At 63.3% G+C, this 16936-nt stretch carries 17 protein-coding genes; 12 read left to right on the forward strand and 5 right to left on the reverse strand.

All coding sequences use genetic code 11. The features are described from left to right. The first annotated feature begins 1 nt into the window (after position 1). Genes BUA36_RS11700 through BUA36_RS11710 form a run of 3 tightly spaced genes read left to right on the forward strand, consistent with a single transcriptional unit; the run spans position 2 to position 2274 of the window. Entirely contained in the window at positions 2 to 568 is a 567-nt protein-coding gene (locus tag BUA36_RS11700) for a DUF2059 domain-containing protein (protein WP_072784696.1), read from the forward strand. Continuing rightward, a complete protein-coding gene (locus tag BUA36_RS11705) occupies positions 565 to 1569 on the forward strand; it encodes an AraC family transcriptional regulator (RefSeq protein WP_072784697.1) in 1005 nt (334 codons plus the stop codon). Before BUA36_RS11700 ends, BUA36_RS11705 begins: the two co-directional genes overlap by 4 nt. A gap of 12 nt (positions 1570 to 1581) precedes the next feature. After that, complete coding sequence (locus BUA36_RS11710; protein ID WP_072784698.1) at positions 1582 to 2274, forward strand: cyclic di-GMP-binding domain-containing protein, MshE-related; 693 nt, start codon at positions 1582 to 1584, stop codon at positions 2272 to 2274. Between the two features lie 95 nt (positions 2275 to 2369). Here the strand turns inward: BUA36_RS11710 and BUA36_RS11715 are convergent, their stop codons facing one another. Beyond that, positions 2370 to 3995, reverse strand: a complete 1626-nt coding sequence (locus BUA36_RS11715; RefSeq protein WP_072784699.1) for a M28 family peptidase — start codon at positions 3993 to 3995, stop codon at positions 2370 to 2372. A gap of 126 nt (positions 3996 to 4121) precedes the next feature. On the opposite strand from BUA36_RS11715, the gene gluQRS reads away from it, so the two are divergent. Both gluQRS and BUA36_RS11725 read left to right on the forward strand, forming a co-directional pair. After that, positions 4122 to 4997: a tRNA glutamyl-Q(34) synthetase GluQRS gene (gene gluQRS / locus BUA36_RS11720; RefSeq protein WP_072785435.1), complete on the forward strand. Its 876-nt coding sequence runs from the start codon at positions 4122 to 4124 to the stop codon at positions 4995 to 4997. A 42-nt stretch (positions 4998 to 5039) separates the two neighbouring features. Next, positions 5040 to 6521, forward strand: coding sequence for a CYTH and CHAD domain-containing protein (locus tag BUA36_RS11725; RefSeq protein ID WP_072784701.1), 1482 nt, complete (start codon positions 5040 to 5042; stop codon positions 6519 to 6521). Here the strand turns inward: BUA36_RS11725 and BUA36_RS11730 are convergent, their stop codons facing one another. The 3 genes from BUA36_RS11730 to BUA36_RS11740 all read right to left on the reverse strand — a co-directional run bounded on the left by BUA36_RS11730 (position 6522) and on the right by BUA36_RS11740 (position 8596). Next, positions 6522 to 6908 (reverse strand): hypothetical protein, encoded by a 387-nt coding sequence (locus tag BUA36_RS11730; RefSeq protein WP_072784703.1) that lies wholly within the window; start codon positions 6906 to 6908, stop codon positions 6522 to 6524. Between the two features lie 35 nt (positions 6909 to 6943). Further along, the gene (locus BUA36_RS11735) at positions 6944 to 7540 is read right to left on the reverse strand and encodes a LysE family translocator (protein ID WP_072784705.1); all 597 of its coding nucleotides are present in this window, start codon (positions 7538 to 7540) and stop codon (positions 6944 to 6946) included. A gap of 102 nt (positions 7541 to 7642) precedes the next feature. Beyond that, the gene (locus BUA36_RS11740) at positions 7643 to 8596 is read right to left on the reverse strand and encodes a LysR family transcriptional regulator (RefSeq protein WP_072784707.1); all 954 of its coding nucleotides are present in this window, start codon (positions 8594 to 8596) and stop codon (positions 7643 to 7645) included. 96 nt (positions 8597 to 8692) lie between these two features. Between BUA36_RS11740 and BUA36_RS11745 the strand changes: the two genes are divergently transcribed. From BUA36_RS11745 to BUA36_RS11765, 5 genes are read left to right on the forward strand one after another with little or no spacing between them, the layout of a single operon-like run. Further along, entirely contained in the window at positions 8693 to 9403 is a 711-nt protein-coding gene (locus tag BUA36_RS11745) for an HAD family hydrolase (RefSeq protein ID WP_072784709.1), read from the forward strand. 27 nt (positions 9404 to 9430) lie between these two features. Next, the gene (locus BUA36_RS11750; RefSeq protein ID WP_072784711.1) at positions 9431 to 10702 is read left to right on the forward strand and encodes an NAD(P)/FAD-dependent oxidoreductase; all 1272 of its coding nucleotides are present in this window, start codon (positions 9431 to 9433) and stop codon (positions 10700 to 10702) included. 18 nt (positions 10703 to 10720) lie between these two features. Beyond that, entirely contained in the window at positions 10721 to 12268 is a 1548-nt protein-coding gene (locus BUA36_RS11755; protein WP_229255683.1) for a hypothetical protein, read from the forward strand. Further along, positions 12255 to 12791: a DinB family protein gene (locus BUA36_RS11760; protein ID WP_072784712.1), complete on the forward strand. Its 537-nt coding sequence runs from the start codon at positions 12255 to 12257 to the stop codon at positions 12789 to 12791. Before BUA36_RS11755 ends, BUA36_RS11760 begins: the two co-directional genes overlap by 14 nt. A 16-nt stretch (positions 12792 to 12807) precedes the next feature. Beyond that, positions 12808 to 14136: a DUF3422 family protein gene (locus tag BUA36_RS11765; RefSeq protein WP_072784713.1), complete on the forward strand. Its 1329-nt coding sequence runs from the start codon at positions 12808 to 12810 to the stop codon at positions 14134 to 14136. Here BUA36_RS11765 and BUA36_RS11770 read toward each other — a convergent pair. Further along, positions 14121 to 14963, reverse strand: coding sequence for an alpha/beta hydrolase (locus tag BUA36_RS11770; protein ID WP_072784714.1), 843 nt, complete (start codon positions 14961 to 14963; stop codon positions 14121 to 14123). The two genes, BUA36_RS11765 and BUA36_RS11770, sit on opposite strands and share 16 nt — an antisense overlap. A 161-nt stretch (positions 14964 to 15124) precedes the next feature. Between BUA36_RS11770 and BUA36_RS11775 the strand changes: the two genes are divergently transcribed. After that, positions 15125 to 15904, forward strand: coding sequence for an alpha/beta fold hydrolase (locus BUA36_RS11775; RefSeq protein ID WP_072784715.1), 780 nt, complete (start codon positions 15125 to 15127; stop codon positions 15902 to 15904). A gap of 13 nt (positions 15905 to 15917) precedes the next feature. Beyond that, positions 15918 to 16928: an acetamidase/formamidase family protein gene (locus BUA36_RS11780; RefSeq protein WP_072784716.1), complete on the forward strand. Its 1011-nt coding sequence runs from the start codon at positions 15918 to 15920 to the stop codon at positions 16926 to 16928. Positions 16929 to 16936 lie beyond the last annotated feature (8 nt).

The raw sequence follows: 16936 nt of genomic DNA on the forward strand, positions 1-16936 counted from the left end.
CATGAACCAAACAAGCAAACACATTCGACGCGGCCTGGCGCTGCTGGTACTGAGCGCGGCCTGCGCGGGCGCCTACGCCGCCGGCGACACGGCGCCGGCATCGCCCGCCAAGCAGGCGCTGGTCGACAAGGTGCTCAAGCTGTGGAACCCGGACAGCATCGGCGAGACCATGCTCAACGGCTATGTACGCAATGCCGTCGAACAGGCGCGCGTGATGCTGCAAGGCCGCGCCGTGCCGGACAAGCGTGATGCGGCCATGAACGACATCGTCGGCGAAGCCAAGAAATTCCTGGCCGAGACCACGCCCGTCGCACGCGCCAGCGCCGACAAACTGATCCAGAGCAAGCTGGCTCCCATGCTGGCCGAGCGCTACAGCGAGGACGAGCTCAAGCAACTGATCGCGCTGCTTGAATCACCCGTGAAAAAGAAATTTGAAGCCATGGTGCCCGAGATGCAGAAAACCCTGGGCGAAGGCGTGGCGGCCGACACCCGCACCGTGATTGATCCGAAACTGCAGGCCCTGCAAGAGAAAATCGGCCTGCGTCTGCGCGCTGCGGTAACGCCATGACCTACTCCTCCGCCCTGCATCTGGTGCGCGGCGTGAAATCGCGCCTGGCGCAGTCGGGCGTGCAGGCCGACGCACTGTTTGCACAAGCCGGCCTGAACGAAGGCGACGGCCTGGCCTGCGACGCCCTCACGCTGTCGGACAAACTGAGCCATCTGTGGGAACTGCTGGTGGCGCACTCCAACGACCCGCTGATCGGCCTCAAGATCTCCGCGCCGCACCGGCTCGGCTGGCTGGGCGTGATGGGCCACATCATGCTGGTGTCGCCGACCGTGCAAAGCTCGATCGAACGCTGCCACGGCAACACGCGCGTCGGCCTGGTGCTGCCTGGCGCCCAGCGCGCAGTACCGCGCCAGCGCTATGACTTCGTTTGGTGCGTACTGCTGCGTTCGCTGCGTTGCGCCGCCGGCCGCGACGACATCGCGCCGGTGGTGGTGGAATACAACTTCCCGGAGCCGGGCGACGCCCACGTGTACGAAGAAACCTTCGGCTGCCCGGTACGGTTCGACATGCCATACAACGTCATGGAATTTTCCGACACCGACCTGGTCACCGCGCTGCCGGCCGCCCCGCCGCTCATGAACGGTGGCGGCGCAGCCGTGCTGGCCACGCTGGCCACCGCGCAGCCGCCCACCTTCAGCGCCAAGGTACAAACACTGCTGGCCAGCCTGCTGCCGAAAGGGCCGCCGCACCGCGACGACGTCGCCGCGCAAATGATGATGAGCGAACGCACGCTACAACGCCGGCTGGCCGAAGAAGGCACCAGCTTCACCAACCTGGTCGACGACACCCGGCGCGAGCTGGCGCGGCAATCGCTGAGCGCGGGCGAACTGTCGCTCAAAATGCTGAGCTTCCAGCTCGGCTTCTCGGAGCCGAGCGCGTTCTACCGCGCGTGCAAGCGCTGGTTCGGCATGGCGCCATCGGACATCCAGCACCTGGCGCACCAGCCGGGACCGGGACCGGACGTACTACAAGCACCTGCGCCGCGGCGCAAGTCGGCATAAAAGGAGACCGCCATGGGATGGCTTTCAAGCAATCAAAACAAATCAATGCTGGGTCAGCTGCTGGTCAAACAGAAGCTGATTACCGAAGAACAGCTGGCCAGCGCGATCGAACTGCAACGCAAGACCGGCCAGCGGCTGGGTGACATCTTTGCCGAATTAAACCTGATCACCCAGGAAAACATCGACCACGCGCTGCGCAAGCAGCGGCGTCTGCGGATGGCCGCCGCCATCGCCGCGTCACTGCTGGCGCCGCTGGAAACCTATGCCGCCACCGCCCTGCCCGCCGTGGCCGCCGCCAGCGCGCCGGTCATGCTCGGGCGTGAAAAAGAACGCGCCCTGCAGGCGCTGACAGAAGAAGAACTGGGAGAGACCTCGGCCCAGGGCCTCAGTGACGACCTGGTCAACGCCGTCAAACAGGCCAAAGGCAACGGCGTGGCCGTGATCGGCGAAATGAGCAAGCTGCTCAATCCCGTACTGGGTTTCCTCGAAGCCGACACCTCGATGAAAAACGTCGTCTACGACCCGAGCAAGGCCGCCGCCACCGTCAACAAAGACGGCAGCCTGACCTTGAGTTTGCCATCCTCAATCGGCGAAATCGCCTTCAACAACATCCGCGTCAAAGGCACCGAAGGCAGCAGTTTCGGCAGCATCTCCATCAAAGGCATCGACCTGACCGGCACCTCCATCACCCTCGGCTTCCGCTAAAATCCGGGGTCAGTTCTTGCAATCCAACACGAGCACAGCCGTACTCGCGAGTACGGCTGTGCTCGTGTTGGATTGCAAGAACTGACCCCGGATTTTTATTTGTTGCGGGGGACGGCGAAGGCGTCGCCGGCTTTCCATTCGGGCAGCTTGGCGCCGTTGGCGATCAGGCGCCCCAGATTGAGCGCGTATTGCGCGGTCTGGACCATGCCGGACAGGTCCCAGCTGGCGTCATATTCGTCGCTGGCCTGGTGGTAGCGCTTGCCATAAGCCTGCGCTTTGGCTTTGGCGCCCGCCGGGTCTTTGATGTAGTCGCTGCCGGATTCGATCGAGAACGCCGGCACGCCGTTTTTCGCGAAGTTGAAGTGGTCGCTGCGGAAGTAGCCGCCCGCCAGGTCCGGCTCGGCTTCAGCGATTTTCATGCCCATCGCTTTGGCCGCCGTTTCGGCCAGTTTGCCCAGCTCGGTACGCTCGCTGCCCTGGGTGCCGATGTCGCGCGTGGCGCCAACGAAGTTGAGGCTGTCGAGGTTGAGGTTGGCGGCGGTCTTCGCCAGCGGCCACAGTGGCGCGGCGGCGTAGGCTGCGCTGCCCAGCAGGCCCTGCTCTTCGGCCGCGACCCACAGGAACATCTGGCTGCGCTTGGCCGGCGCCAGTTTGGCCTGCTGCGCCATCGCCAGCAGTGCGGCCGAGCCGGAGGCGTTGTCGACTGCGCCGTTGAAAATGGTGTCGCCGCTGTCGCCCTGCTTGCCCAGGTGGTCCCAGTGCGCGCTGTAGATCACCACTTCGTCTTTGAGCTTGGCATCGGTGCCAGGCACCACGGCGGCGACGTTGAATTGTTCAACCTTGCGCACGGCGGCGCGCATGTCGCCGTTGAGCTTGGCGGCGAGCGGAACCGGCTTGAAGTCTTTTTTCTCGGCCGCTGCGCGCAGCGCGTCCAGGTCCTGGCCCGCTGCGGTGAACAGGGAGCGGGCGGTGTCTTCGGTCATCCAGCCCTGCAGCTGGGTGCCCAGTGTGCCGGCCGCCAGCTGGAAGCGCTCGACGCCCGACCAGCTGTTCTGGATCACGCTCCAGCCGTACGAGGCGCTTGGCGTGGTGTGGATCAGCAGTACGCCGGCCGCGCCCTGGCGCTTGGCTTCTTCAAATTTGTAGGTCCAGCGGCCGTAGTAGGTCAGGCCTTTGCCGTTGAAGCGGTTCGGCTGCTCGGCCGTCGGCTGTGGGTCATTGACCATCATGACCAGGATCTTGCCCTTCAGGTCCGTGCCTTTGTAGTCGTTCCACTGTTCGTCCGGCGCGGTGATGCCGTAGCCGACGAACACCAGGTCGGCATTGAAGCTGTGCGATGCGGTGGCGTCACCCGGGGCGAATACCCAGTCCTTGCCGAAGGCGATGTCCAGCGCCTTGCCGCCCGCTGCCAGTTTCAGCGTGCTGTCGGCCGGCTGCGTCTTGACGCCGGCGATCATCACGGATTGACGGAAGCTGTTGCCATTGCCTGGTTTCAGACCCAGCGCCATCGCTTGCGTTTCCAGGTAGGCCACGGTCAGGTCGCCGCCACGCTGACCGGTGCCGCGCCCTTCCAGCAGGTCGCTGGCGAGGAAGGCGAGATGGGCGCGCAGCGGCGCTTCCTGCACGCCAGCGGTTTTGCCGGCGTCGGCATGGGCGGGGAATGCCAGCGCAAAGCTCATGGCCAGCGCGGAGGCAACTAAGGATGTCTTCATTTTTGTCATGATGTCCTGTGGGCGTAAGTGATCTGTGCGGTTTTTCCGCGCGCACATTGTATGCGATTTGCCGGCCGCTCCGGCCGCTGGCCATGGCGCAGCGCAGCATGGGCCGGCCGCGTTAAAATGGCGGCCATGACTGTACGACTTCCCTATATCGGCCGCTTTGCGCCCTCGCCCACCGGTCCCCTGCACATCGGCTCGCTCGTTGCCGCCATGGCCAGCTACCTGGACGCCAGGGCGCACCAGGGCCAGTGGCTGGTGCGTATCGAGGATGTGGACGTCGGCCGCAACGTCGCCGGCGCGGACGCGCACATCCTGGCATCGCTGCAACGCTGCGGCATGCACTGGGACGGCGAGGTGACGTGGCAGACCCAGCGTTACGCGCTGTACGAGCAGGCCGTCGCCCAGCTCGGCGAGCTGATCTACCCATGCGGCTGCTCGCGCAAGGACATCGCTGCCGCCATCTATCCAGGCACCTGCCGCCATGGCCTGGCGCCGGGCAAGGTGGGCCGCGCGCTGCGCCTGAAACTGCCGCAGCAGCCGCACTGCGTGCTGTCGTTTGACGACCGCTGGTTCGGCCATTACAGCCAGGACATCACGGCCGAGGTGGGCGACTATGTGCTACGCCGCGCGGATGGCTTCTGGGCCTATCAGCTCGCGGTGGTGGTGGACGATGGCGCGCAGGGCATCACCGATATCGTGCGCGGCGCCGATCTGCTGGACTCCACGCCACGCCAGTTGTACCTGCAACAGGCGCTGGGCCTGCCGCAGCCGAGCTATCTGCATATGCCGGTGGTGGTCAACGAGATCGGCGACAAGCTGTCCAAGCAAACCGGTGCGCAGGCGTTTGACGATGGCGGTGATCCGCAACTGCTGTTGCGCAACGCCATGCAGCCTGCCGCCCGCTTCCTCGGCCTGGAAGTGCAGGCGGACAGCATCGACGCCTTCTGGCGCGCGGCAGTGCCTGCCTGGGCGCAACTCTTGCAAACCCTGCCGCGCGGCGCTTAAAGCCGTGCGCTGCCCATCGCCCTTTTTCTCTACACTGATCAGATGGAAGTCGAACTCAAACTGTTGCTGGATCCGCAGGACAACGAGCTGCTGCTACAGCATCCGCTGCTCGGCGCCCCCGCACGCGTGCAGCAACTGACCGCGCATTATTTCGATACGCCGGACCTGCACCTGCTGCGTCACGGCGCCGGCCTGCGTGTGCGGACGGTCGATGGCGAGTGGGTGCAGACCATGAAGGCCGGTGGCAGCGTGCAAAGCGGCCTGCATAGCCGCAATGAGTGGGAAGGCGTGATCGACCGCGCATGGCCGCGCCTCGGCAAGCTGCGCAAGCTGATCGGCGATGATGTGCACTGGCTGGCGATCCTCGCCGCGCCGGATCTGAAGGATCGGCTGGAATCGCTGTTCGTGGTGGATGTGCAGCGCCACGTCTGGGATGTCGAATCCGGCGGCAACCGCATTGAAGTCGCGCTGGATGTGGGCCACATCGAACGCCAGTCGCGCAAGGTGCGGGTCAATGAAGTCGAACTGGAACTGAAGGACGGCGATCCTGCAGGACTGTATGCGTTTGCCTTGCAGCTGCTGGAAGATATCCCTGTGCGCATCAGCAATATCAACAAGGCGCAGCGCGGCTACATGCTGGTGCGCGAAACGGCCCACGCGCCCTATCACGCGCAGGCGCTGCAGCTGGACGCCGATGCCAGCCTGCGCGAGGCGCTGCCGGCGGTGCTGGGCAACTGCCTGGAGCATATCCAGCGCAACGAAGTCGCCGTGATCGAAGGGCACGATCCTGAAACGCTGCATCAGATGCGCGTCGGCGTGCGTCGTCTGCGTTCGGCGTTGAAGCTGTTCGCCAGCGTCGCTCCATGTCCGCCCGCGCTGCAGCAGGATATCGACTGGCTGGGTACGGAACTGGGCGCGGCACGCGACTGGGATGTGCTGCTGTCCTCCACACTCGCGCGCGTGACCGCCACATCAGGCGGCCAGCTGCAAACGCTGGCGCTGGAAACGGTGCACGCCAAACGGCGGCAGGCGGCGCAAGCCCTGCTGTCGCCGCGCTACACGCATCTGATGCTGACGCTGGGATCGTGGATACTGCAAGTGGCGCCGCTGTTGAACGGATCGGCGGTGCAGTTTTCGCGCCAGATCATGCAGCAGCTGCACAAGTCTCTGCTCAAACGCGCCAACCGCATGGACCAGGATGATCCGTCCAGCGCCCACCGCACCCGCATTGCCGCCAAACGCGCGCGCTATGCACTGGAGTTCTTCCACACGCTCTACCGCAAGCGCACCGCACGCGCGTATCTGAAAGCGCTGGCGGCCACGCAGGAGGAATTAGGCCAGCATAACGATCTCGCGGTGGCCGACCGGCTGCTGCGCGCACTGGCACAGGACCATCCGGAAGCCGACGGCGAGATCCAGTTTGCGCGCGGTTATCTGGTAGCGCAGCAAACCGCGCAACCAGCCGATCTGGATGCCATCCGCAGCCGCCTGCACACGCTGCGGCTGCCGCACATCAAGCACTGATCAGGGGCGCGCCTGCCTGGAGGTGACACTCCAGCTCAGCGTGCCGGGGCACTTGGCCTGCTGCACAGCGGCCAGCACATCGTCCGCTTCCTTGTTGGACTGCGCGTACTCCTTGTGGCCGGCGATCTTGAAGTGCAAGCTCGGCGACGCCGAGCTGGCGGTCTTGGACAGGGTCGGCACAAAGCCACGTTCGGTCAGCAGCTTGCGGCAGGCGTCCATACCGGTCAGCTTGTCCGATTCGATCTCGATGCTGAACACCCAGCTTTCCACATAGCCGCGCGCAGCGCGCTCCGGCTCCGGCAGCATCAGGTCGGTCGGCAAGGTGGCGGCGCCTGCGGCGCCAGCCAGCAACGCGGTGTTCAACAGCAGCGCGATGTGACGATACATAAGCATTCCTTCCAATCCGGTAAAACCCTATGGTATCAGGCCAGCATCGGATACAGGCTGGCGACCAGCAACAGCGCCATCACCAGATTGAAAATACGGACCGAACGCGCGTCCTGCAGCACGCTGCGCATGGCCACGCCAAACATGGCCCACGAGCCCACGCAGACCATGCCGATCACAAAAAACACACCGACCAGCGTGGCCACATCCATCGCCTTGAAACCGGGCGGCAGATAGGTGGTCAGCGCGCTCAAGGCCATCACCCACGCCTTGGGATTGATCCACTGGAAAGCGGCGGCGCCGAAAAAGCTCATGGGTTTTGACGGGCCGGACTGGGCGCCCGTCATCGGTTTGGCGTGGGCCAGCTTCCACGCCAGCCACAGCATGTAGCAGGCGCCCGCGTACTTGAGGACGATTTGCAGCACCGGCAGTTGCGCGAATACCGCCTGCAATCCCAGGCCGGACACCACGATCAGGAAGGCCAGCCCGCAGCAGATGCCGAACAGATGCGGCAGCGTGCGCGCAAAGCCGTAGTTCAGGCCCGAGGCCAGGATCATGGTGTTATTCGGGCCGGGCGTGATGGAGCTGACGGCGGCAAAGGTGCACAGTGGCAGGATCAGTTCAAGTGACATGACAGTATCCGTCTGATGAGGTGTACTTGCATTGTATGGCCAAGTGTACTGGCACAGACCAGTACACTTTAGCAAACAGTCACCACCACTGTACTGGTAGTTTCACCGGTACGACCGGCGTTTACCCAGCTGTTTGTAGAAGCCTTCCAGCTCGCGCCGTACCAGGTCCTGGCCGTTGTCGATCACAAAATCCTGAAAGGCGGCCGCCACCTTGGGGATGGGCTGATCGCTAAGGTGCATGATGTGCCAATCCGCCTCGACCGGGTTTTGCGGCATCGGCAATATCGCCAGCAGGCCGTTTTCAAATTCCAGCCCGCACGCGTGTACCGACAAGAAGCCCACGCCCAGTCCTGCCGCCACCATGCGCTTGATCGCCTCGTTACTCGACACTTCCGAACCGAATTCCGCCGCATGCCCTTCTTCGCGCAGCAGCTTTTCCACCGCGGTGCGCGTGCCGGAGCCGCGCTCGCGCACCAGCAGGTTGGCCGCCATGACATCGTTGAGCGTGATTTTCTTCTTGCGCATCAGCGGATGGGATGGACTGGCCACAAACGCCATCGGGTGGCGCGCGAACTTGGCCGCATTGGTGCGCAGCTCCCGCGGCGGCGTGCCCATGATTGCCAGTTCGATCTCATGCCGCGCCAGCATCTGAATGATCTCCGTGCGGTTGCCCACCTGGAGCTTGAGGCGCACATCGGGACGCTCCAGCGTAAACGGCACCAGCATCGGTGGCAGCAGGTGCTCCGCCGTGGTGACGGCGCCGATGCGCAGCGTACCGGAGGTGACGCCTTGCAGCGCCGCCAGTTCATCGGAAGCCTGTTCCCACAGGCGCAGTATGCGTTCGGAGAATTCCGCCATCACCTCGCCCGCCGCTGTCAGCTGGATGTTGCGGCCCACTTTGCGCGTGAGTGCGATACCGGCGATTTCCTCCAGTGTGCGAAGCTGCAGCGACACCGCAGGCTGTGTCAGATGCATGGCGTCTGCCGCACGTGAGACGCTTTCGTGGCGTGCCACCAAAACCAGGGACTGTAGCTGCCGGAAGCTGGCGTGATACATAAGTGATCCTTATTGATTATTCAAAATCTTTAATTTTTCTTTTATTCATTCTACCTCTATATTCATAATCATCTGACATCGTTGAGCGAGAATGACATGAGCATAGACGTGATCTTCCTGGGCCTGGACGGCGTGCTGTTTGACACCGAAGCGCTGCACCTTGCAGCCTGCAATACGGCGTTTGCCAACGCCGGTCTGTCGATCCGCTGGACCCTGCCGGCGCTGCGCGCCGCTGCGGCCATCCATGGTTATGCCCGTGCCATCAGCGCCGCTGTCGCCATGCCACCGCTGTCGCGCGAAAAGCGCCGCGTGGCGGAACTGCTGGAAGATAAGCACCGCGCATTTCATCGGGCCTTGCTGGCGCGTCCGCCGCAAGTGCAAGCCGCCGCATTGGCGCTGATCGAAGACGCCAGCGCCGCCGGCAGCAAAATCTGCATCCTGACCGACCTGCCGGCACCGGCCACTGCGGCGCTGCTGGAGCGCCACTTTGGCGCCGACCTCAATAGTCTGTTTAGCGTTGTTGCCGGCGGCATCAGCTTCGAGACGACAACCGCCCCAGGACCATACGCCCACGCGCTGCATGCCATGGGCGCGGCGCCGCACGACGCCATCGCCATCGACACCGCAGTGCCGGCACTGCGCGCCGCCGCTGATGCCGGCCTGTGGACCGTGTCCGTCGCCCCTTACGGTACGGACGTCGTGCGTCCGCGCCAGTTCATCACCTTCGACGCCCTGCACGACTTGCAGGCCAGTCCTTATACGCCGGATCAGCAACGCCCCTCACCGGGGCTGCATCGAGCTGCATAGATTTTTTAACTCGTCTGGAGGCGCAATATGGAAACCATCGTCATCGTAGGCGGCGGTGCGGGCGGACTCGAACTCGCCACCCGTCTCGGGGATACGCTTGGCAGCAGCAAGCGTGCACACATCGTTCTGGTGGACCGCTGGCCCGGCCACTTCTGGAAGCCGCTGCTGCACACGGTCGCTTCGGGAAAATGCGATCCGCAAGTCACCGAGCTGTCGTTCAGCGCACAGGCGCTGGATCACGACTTTGAATTCGTCCAGGGTGAAATGCTCTGCATGGACCGTGCTCACCGCACCATCACGCTGTCGCCACGCGACGGCAGCGATGGCGCCTGCCGCGTCATCGCTTACGACAAACTGGTGCTGGCACTGGGCTCGGTCACCAACTTCTACGATGTGCCTGGCGCCGCCGAACACGCGCTCACGCTGGACAGCGTGGCCGATGCGGAGTCCTTCCGCCGCCGCTTCTTCGATACCTGCACCCGCGCCAGCGAGAGCCGGCAGCCGGTCAGCGTGGTGATTGTCGGCGGTGGCGCCACCGGCGTCGAACTGGCGGCGGAGTTGAGCAACACGGCCCGCGCGCTGGCCGACTACCGCATCCATACGCTGGACCCGGAGCAGGACATCCGCATCACCGTCATCGAACGGGGACAGCACCTGCTGCCGCAGCTGGAACCGCTGCAGGCACAACGCGCGGCACGCCATCTGCGTTCACTGGGCATTGATGTGCTGACCTCGACCAGCGTGGCCAGCGTCACGCAGGATGCGGTGATCGATGCGGCAGGCCACGCCCACCGCGCCGACCTGACCTTGTGGGCCGCAGGCGTGGAAGCGCCGCAGCTGTGCGCCACACTAGGCCTGAGCACCAACCATCTGAAAAAGATCATGGTCGATGCCAGCCTGCGCTCCGCCAACGATGGCCGCATCTACGCACTGGGCGACTGCGCCAATTATGTCTGCCCAGTCAAAGGTCCGGCGCCGCCACGTGCGCAGGTCGCACACCAGCAAGCCATGTTCCTGGCCGACCTGCTGGCCCGCCGCGATGACAGCAACCGTACGCAGTTCCGCTATCACGACTACGGCTCGCTGATCTCGCTGGGCCAGCAGGCGGCGGTCGGCGCCCTGACCGGCCCTGTCACCGGCAGGCGTTACAAGGTGGGCGGTGCGGCGGCGCGCGTGCTGTACCGGCTCCTGTATCAGAAGCATCTGCTGCAGCTGCACGGCGTTGCGCGCATGGTGACCCACACGCTGGTGGACTGGCTGCGGGCAAAGGTGCTGCCGCCGGTGAGACTTCATCGATAAACCGGCCTATAATGAGGTATGACTACCATCACCTCTCTGAATCGGACCGCCCCGGTAACCGCGAATCCAGTGGTTGCCGGCGCCTACACGTCCAACTCGGGCGCCGCCAACACCCCGGCCGGCGGTAATTCATCCACCGTGGTGTCCCTGGGCGCCGCCGCCAACAGCGACGCGCAGGTCAAGCCGCTGGTATGGGAAAACCGTACCCGCAGCACCTCCGCCACGCTGATGGCGCAGAACTTCAACAACCAGCCCATGGCTGGCCGCTTGAAAGGTCTGGGCGGCGAACTGCTGAAGCAGATCGCCTATGACGGCGAAGACTTTTCGCAGTCGGTGCAGCAGGCGCCAACTGGCGTGCAAGCTGATACCTACGACATGCTGGTGTCGCCGTCGCAGGTGTCGCAGCACGGCATGGGTGACAACCAGATCGCGCTGACCGTCACTACCCGCAGTGGTGTGAAAGTGCAGCTGAAGCTGGACGCGGGCGACGGCAGCATCGCCGTGGAAGCGAAGAGCGATGGCAAATTGGACGAAACGGAACGCAAGGCCCTGGGCCAGTTATCGGAAGCCTTCCAGAAATCGATCGATGCATTGACCGAAGATCCGCCACGCATCGACCTGTCCGGCCTGACGCAGTTCGACCATAACGCGCTGTCGTCGGTCGACCTCAAAGCCCAGGTCAAGATCAATCCGAAAGAAACGCAGCAGCTGGAATTCCACGCCGACAGCACGCAGCGCACGGTCAGCTTTAACGGCCCGGCCGGCAGTGCAAAAATTGCCGTGGACCTGAGCCAGGCGGCCAGCTGGGGCAGCAAGGCGCAGCAAGCCAAGGCGCTGAACAACTATCTGCAGCAGGTCGACCAGGCGGCAGGTCGCGGCCAAGGCAATGCCGACATGGTCAGCATGTTCAAGAATGCCTTCAAGGACATGAACAGCGACTACGGCACGCCGCCAGCAGCACCAGCAAACAGCATCCTGCTCACGGACCAGGACCGCGCCATGACTACCGGCCTGGCAGACTTCAACGCATCGTTCGCGCAGACCGAAGTGCCGTCCAATCCACGCAAGCCGCAGGAGAAGGATACCTTCGAATATGAGCTGTCGCAAAAGACCAGCATTACCGGCCACTCGCAGCTGGACCGCGGCATCTCGCAGCAGCAGCAAGCGCACCTGAAAGCCAGCTATCACGCCCCGGTATCGGCCGATGCCAAGCTGGCGCTGACACTGAGCCTGAATTCGCAGAACTACAAGTTCGTGACGGTCGACGACTCGGCCAGCAGCAGCACCAATATCAGCTATGACAAAGGCAATCTGGCCAAAGCGACGCTGGAAATGCAGGCCAGCCGCTCCACCCGTATCCTGACGTTCACGCTGGGCAAGCTGAAAGACGATCACACCACGCCATCGGGCAAGTCGATGTCGCGCGACCTGCTGTCCACGCTGGAACCTGAGCGTGACGGCCTGCCACAGTTGAACGACACCCAGCGCTCGATGATGCTGTCCAGACTCAATGACCAGATTTTCATGAAGGCCAATCCAGACGCGATACCAAATGAGCATACTTGAGCATATCGCCCTGCTGGCGCGTTATAACGCCGACATGAACCAGAAGCTGTACGACGCGGCAGCCCAGCTTTCGCAGGACGAGCTGACTGCCGACCGTAGCGCCTTCTTTGGCTCCCTGTGCGGCACCATGAATCACATGCTGGCGGGCGACACGATCTGGCTCAAACGCTTTGCCGCGCATCCTGCCGCCTTCCCGGCACTGCAGGCCATGCACGATATCCCGCTGCCATCCGGCTCGCTGCGGCATACCTTCGGCGATAGCGTCGCTGCCCTGCGCCCGTATCGCGAGCAGCTGGACGCGATGATCCTCGCGCTGGCGCCGCAACTCCAGCCCGGGCATGTGGACGGCACGCTGGAATACCGCAGCACGCAGGGTGTCCTGTTTCACAAACACTTCGGCAGCGTGCTGCTGCACTTCTTCAACCATCAGACCCACCATCGCGGCCAGGCCAGCACGCTGCTGACGCAGGCCGGCATCGATATCGGCGTGACCGACCTGCTGGCCTGGGTGCCTGGCGCCTAGTCTTTGAAGGAAGCCCATGTCGCTCGCCTACCGTGCCAATGCCGATTTCGCCAAGCTGAATCACCCGATGCGGGTGCCGCTGTCGGCGGAAATCCATTCACGCCCGTTCCTGCAATTGCAGGCGCCGGAAAGCCTGACCCATTTTGCGCTGTACCTGCAGCAGGACCAGCCCTCGCGCCAGAACCACCGTAGCAGCCAGCACCAGATCCTGGAACAACTGTGCCTGCACTACGGCGTGGCCACACCGCATCCGCAGGCGCGCTACTTCTTCCATGACTTCGGCCGCTTCCGCCTCAAGTGGGAATGCCATACCGAGTTCGCCACCTACACCTTTGTCGAACCGGGCGACGCCAGCCTCAATTGCCGCGCTTCGTTCGACCGCATGCCTTTGCAGCACGTGCCGCAGGAGTGGCTGGCGGGGCTGGAAGGCAAAATCATCGTCGCCGCCCACGTCCTGCTGTGCAAGGACGCGGACGATGCCGCCTTCGCCGACGGCATACAGGATCTGTTTCAGGGCAAGTCACTGGTCGGCAGCCACGCCGGCGCCAACGCGCAGGTATGGACCGACTTCCTGATCCAGCCCGATGGCTTCAGCCGTTTTGTGGTGCGCGATTTGCAGCTGCGCGAGTTCCAGGGCGGCCGCCTGGTGGGCCGGCTGCTGGAAATTGAAACCTACCGCATGATGGCCTTGCTCGGCCTGCCGCAAGCAGAAGCCACGCAACCGGCACTGAACGGCATCGAGAACGAACTGGCCGGCCTGACCGCGACGCTGGTCAGCAACCAGGCCAATGGCGACCAGGAGCTACTGGACCGGATTACCGGCCTGGCCGCGCAACTGGAGAAGATCTCGGTCAACAACAGCTACCGCTTCGCCGCCTCGCAGGCTTACTTCAACCTGGTGCAGGCGCGCATCCAGGAACTCCGCGAAGTCCACGTGGAAGGCACGCCAACGCTGGGAGAATTCATGAGCCGCCGCCTGGCGCCCGCAATGAACACCTGCAGCGCCGTGGCAGAGCGGCAGGAAACGCTGGCGCAGCGCATCGCCCGCAGCAACGACCTGCTGCGCACACGCGTCGGCATCGAGCAGGAACAGCAAAACCGCCGCATCCTGCAATCGCTGGATGCGCGCGCGGCCCAGCAACTGCGCCTGCAGCAGGCGGTAGAAGGCCTGTCGGTTGCGGCCATCTCCTACTACACGCTGGGACTGGTGGGCTATGTGGGCAAGGCCATGAAGGCAGGCAGCCTGCCGGTCAATCCGGACCTGATGACCGGCATCGCCGTGCCGCTGGTGATCGCCGGCGTATGGCTAGGCCTGCGCCGACTGCACCATCAGCTCAAGGGCTGATTGAAACGGCCCGACAGGAAACTGGCGATACGCGTCTGCGTCGATTCCAGATAGGGGATGTTGATATGGTCGGAATCGGGAACGATTTCGTCCGCATGCAGCATGCCCAGTTTTTCCACCAGCAGGTCGGTATGCGAGTGCGGCACGATATCGTCTATCGCCGCGCGCAGCACATAGGTGGGCGCCTTGATCTGGTGGGCGTACTTCACCGATTCAAATTTATGCTGCAGCACATACTCCACCGGGATCGCCTTGAACTTGCGCTTGGCGATGGCGAGGATGGAATCGTAGGGCGTAATCAGCACCATGGAATGCGCTTCGCGCTCCATCGCCACCTGTACCGCCACACCGGAACCCAGGCTGCGGCCAACCACTGCCATGCGTTTGGGATCGACGTGATGGCGCTCGCTGAGCCAGTCATACAGCATGCGGCCATCTTCCACAAAGTGTTCTTCCGCCGGGTCGCCGTGCGAATCGCCGTAGCCGCGATAGTTCACCGCCAGCACCGCCATGCCGGGGAATAGCTTGCCAGCGTCGCGCGCGACCCAGGAGATTTCCTCGGAGCGTCCGCCAAAGTACACCACGCCCGGATGCGGGCCAGCCACCGGTGGCGTCATGAGCCAGCCGGATAAGCGTGTGCCATCCTTCGAGCGCACCACGATAGGCCGCGTGCGGTGTCCGCTGCTGTATGGCTTGAGTACTTCCCGCCTGCTGCCCAATGGATTGAACAGCAAACGCTTTTGATTGGCTGCGACAGCAGCGGTCAAACCCATCCACAACACGCTGACGATGCCCGCCAGGCCTGCGACTTTTTTGGAATTATTCATAGCTTCTACTTTACTCTTCTCCCGCATTGCCGCTGTACGCAAGCGTACAAATAACATCGCGGCGTGGTATAGACCACACATCGGGACGATTGCCTGTTTCTCAAGGCAGCTGACGCAAACCGGTATAATCTGCGCTTCGCTTTTTCCATACCAAGCTGACAATGAAACCTGCTGTCGTTTTGCTGCATAGTTCCATGAGTTCCAAGTCCCAGTGGTCGTCGCTGAAAGCACAACTGGGTAGTGATTACCGCTGCATCGCCGTGGATTTGCAAGGCTATGGCGCATCGCCCTTCCCTTCCGGCGCGGCGGAAAGCGAAGCCTACGTCCACACGCTGGCGCATGAAGTCGATGCGGTCAGCGCCGCCATCGCCTCCGAGCTGGAGCCGGGCGAGGCGTTTCACCTGGTCGGCCATTCCTTCGGCGGCGCCTGCGCACTGCACATGGCGCGCCGCATGCCGCAACGCGTACTGTCGCTGACGCTGTTCGAGCCGGTGGCCTTCCACCTGCTGCCTGAACAGCATCCGGCCAAGGCGGAAATCGTCAACGTGGTCGCGCGCATCGGCGCCTGCGACGAAGACCGCGATGCCACCCGTATCTTCATCGACTACTGGAACAGCGCCGGCTCGTTCGACAAGGCCCCCGCCGTTGCCCAAGACAAGATGATCGCAATGATCGCCAAGGTGCGCCTGGACTTTCAGGCCCTGCTGGGCGAACCTGCAGGCCTGGACGATTTGTCCATGTTGACCATGCCATCACTGGTTATGGCCGGCGAGAAGAGCCCTGCTTCCACGCGTCTGCTGGTGGAACAGCTGGGCGTATCGCTGCCCAATGCCACGGCGGCGAAAACGCGCGGCGCCCATATGGGGCCGATCACCCACGGCGACGTCGTCAACCCAATGATCGCCGCCTTCCTCAGCGGCGCCGAAGTCACCACCGACTAAGAAAGACCATCCCATGCGCCTCCCTGTCCTGCTGCTAAGTCTCCTGACCTTCCATGCCGCAGCGACAGCGGCCGACTACAACCTGCCGGCACGGCCAGACACCGTCGCATGGGGCTATTATTCCGGCCAGTCCAAACCGGTGCTGACAGTGCACAGCGGCGACACGGTGCGCATGCAGGCGCTATCCACCTGCGGCTCGCCAGAGCGCCTGATGGCGGCCGGTATCAAGCCGGAAGACATCCCACCTTACACGGCGCCCATCTACGAGCAGGTCAAGGACAAAGGCCCGGGCGGCCATATCCTCACTGGCCCCGTCGCCATCGAAGAAGCGGAACCGGGCGACGTGCTGGAAGTGCAGATCCTCAAAGTGGACCTGGACGCCAACTTCGCCTGCAACGCCTTTGCGCTGAACAAAGGCTTCCTGCCGATGGAGTATCCGTATAGCCGCTTCAAAATTGTGCCGCTCGACCGGCAAAAAATGATCGGCCACTTTGCAGCGGGCATAGAGATTCCGTTACGCCCCTTCTTCGGCAGCATGGGCGTGGCGCCATCTGGCGGCAAGATCGACAGCGCGCCGCCGTTTGCCCACGCAGGCAATATGGATAACAAACACCTGGTGGCCGGCACCACGCTGTACATCCCGGTCGCCGCCAAGGGCGCCTTGTTCCAGGTGGGCGACGGCCATGCGGCGCAAGGCAACGGCGAAGTTGACATCACCGCGCTGGAGACGTACCTGAGCGGGAGCTTCCGCCTTGTCGTCCACAAGAACAAGCACCTGCTGTGGCCACGCGCGGAAACGCCGACGCACATCATCACCATGGGCTTTAGTCCGGACCTGAAGACCGCCACCGAACATGCGTTGCGCGACATGATCGACTATCTGGTCACAGAAAAACAGTTGAACCGCGATGAAGCATATATGCTATCCAGCGTGGCCGTGGATATGGAGATCACGCAGCTGGTAGACGGTAACGTCGGCGTACACGCCATGCTGCCCAGGCAGATTTTCAAGAGCACCAGATAGCGCGTTGG

This window comes from Duganella sacchari, from assembly GCF_900143065.1.
Classification (GTDB): Bacteria; Pseudomonadota; Gammaproteobacteria; order Burkholderiales; family Burkholderiaceae_D; genus Rugamonas; species Rugamonas sacchari.